The following is a 1468-nucleotide window of genomic DNA, read 5'->3' on the forward strand; positions in this document are numbered from 1 at the left end:
TTGCGGAAAACTTTGAAAACACGCCCTAGGCTCACGCTACTTGAGGTGCTTATGGCCTATGGGCAAGCTACACCGAACATTGAATAAGCGATGCCTCACGGGGTTAAAACAAAGCTAGACCGTAGACTGGATCAAGGAAGCAGCTCTCATTCCTTGGCAATAAAACCAGCGTTTTTGGGGTTTTTGAGCCATGAGATTCAGGGCTAAATCTGACCAAATTTCCATGGCTCCTACCCATAATTTTCCATATAGACCTATCCAAAAATTACTATGTCTTTCTGAATAACGTTTCAATTCTTTGAGACGGCAAATATACTGTCTTACTCCTTTATATTTAAGAGCTTGACCCAGGAAAGTTGCTAAGCTATAGGCAATAGCAATCAGTAAAACTAACGCGATAAAACGAGTATCATTAACCTTAGTTTGTTCAAGATTATATCCCCCAGTTTTGCAATCTTTGAACATCCCTTCAATCCCCCAGCGAGCTTGGTAACAGAAAAGAGTTAGACTTAAGGAATTTAAACTGGTGAGAATATACCAAGGTTCACTGATCCCTTTTCCCCGATATTTACGCCGCCATCGCAAGGCTATATTAAAACGACCAAGCTGATGTTTTTGCGTGCAGTTAATTCCTTCAAAAAACTGAGCCATTCCTGGCTTAAAATCTAAATTTTTCAACGCCTGATAATCTTGCCCATTTTCCTGAATATGAGTACTGCGTTTTTGTCTTAAAGCAAAGTCCACACCCTTGTGGGTGAGCCATTCGGCTAGCTTAACACTGTGATATTCTCGATCCCCAATCACGATTACTGGATTAGGCTTGAGTAGCTTCAGTACTGGAGTTAATAAAGCCTTTTGCTGCCCCAAATTACTGTTCCCTTTTTTTCCTAGCAAATGCCAATATACTGGAATAGCTCGTCTACCACATACCAGACTGACCATCATCAGATTTCTTTCTTTCCACTGGGTTCTATCTATCACTAATAATAGGTATCCTCGCTGTTTGATTCTTTTGAGATATCTTCTGCGTTTACGATTCATTTTATGGGGATGAAATTGTTCCCTTACTAAATATTTTACCAGAGGAAACCACAGCAATTTTACACTCAATTGAGGCAACCCCAGAAATCTCTGCAGGTTACGACGACGACTTTCAAATTGAATTGGTTGTGGAAATAACGTTGCTAGTCTTTCTAGTTTAACGTTTCGCTCTGTTTGGAGCAGGATAATTAGCAGTTGTAAGGTTAAATATTGAGCTGAAGTGAGGTGGGCTTCTAAACAGGTCTGATAGAATGAAGGCAACATAATTGTTTAGTCCTGAGTGGTCACCTTACCACTCTATTTTTTTTTGTCTCTCTTTGTCTATAACCCTTACCGGCTCTGCTTTGTCGGTTCACTGTCACCCCGTGAGAAGCGATGCAGCAAGGGAACAGGGGAGGCAGTCGGCCAAAGGGGGTGGGTGCATCTC

At 41.4% G+C, this 1468-nt stretch carries 1 protein-coding gene; it reads right to left on the bottom strand.

The window, feature by feature from the left end:
• Positions 1-114: 114 nt before the first annotated feature.
• Positions 115-1305, bottom strand: coding sequence for an IS4 family transposase (locus tag F6K49_RS48455; RefSeq protein ID WP_293109822.1), 1191 nt, complete (start codon positions 1303-1305; stop codon positions 115-117).
• Positions 1306-1468: the final 163 nt, after the last annotated feature.

The organism is Moorena sp. SIO3I6 (assembly GCF_010672095.1).

Excerpts from the sequence above, each read along its gene's own strand:
- F6K49_RS48455 (WP_293109822.1), bottom strand. The coding sequence starts at position 1,305 with ATGTTGCCTTCATTCTATCAGACCTGTTTAGAAGCCCACCTCACTTCA.